We start from the raw sequence: 471 nt of genomic DNA on the forward strand, positions 1-471 counted from the left end.
CGCCTTCGACAAGTTGAACGGCTGGTCGCTGAAGGTCTTGCGGCGCAGGGTGAAGCTGAGCATGCCCACCAGCAACATCACGAACACCACGACGCGCTGGCCGGTGAGGGTCGTTTGTTCGGGCATCCAGAACAGCTGTGACAGGTGGTAGAAGAACACGCTGGGTGTCCATTGCGGTTCGAAGGTGTACAGCGCGCTGGTCAGCGCCCCCAGCAGCATGCTGGAGAACACCAGATATTTGTCACCGTGAACATAGGCCAGAAACAGCAACGCCATCAGCACCACACCCAGGGTGAGCAGGTAGTGGCTGCTGGAGATTTCGGGCATCAGCAGGGTTCTATGCTCGGGCAACATGTTGAGCCGATACCAGAGCACAATCCCCAGCACCCAGCCGACAATCGTAAAGGCTTTATTGAGATTGCCGCAGGTAAGTTTGGTCAGGGTGCCGACGCTGCAACCGTCGTTGAGCAC

The 471-nt window shown here is 58.0% G+C and carries 1 protein-coding gene; it reads right to left on the minus strand.

The annotated features are described in order from the left end of the window. On the minus strand, positions 1–471 hold a 471-nt coding region (locus tag AC1DCY_RS27600), incomplete at both ends, for a hypothetical protein (RefSeq protein ID WP_477355934.1).

The organism is Lysinibacillus sp. 10T31 (genome assembly GCF_056394365.1).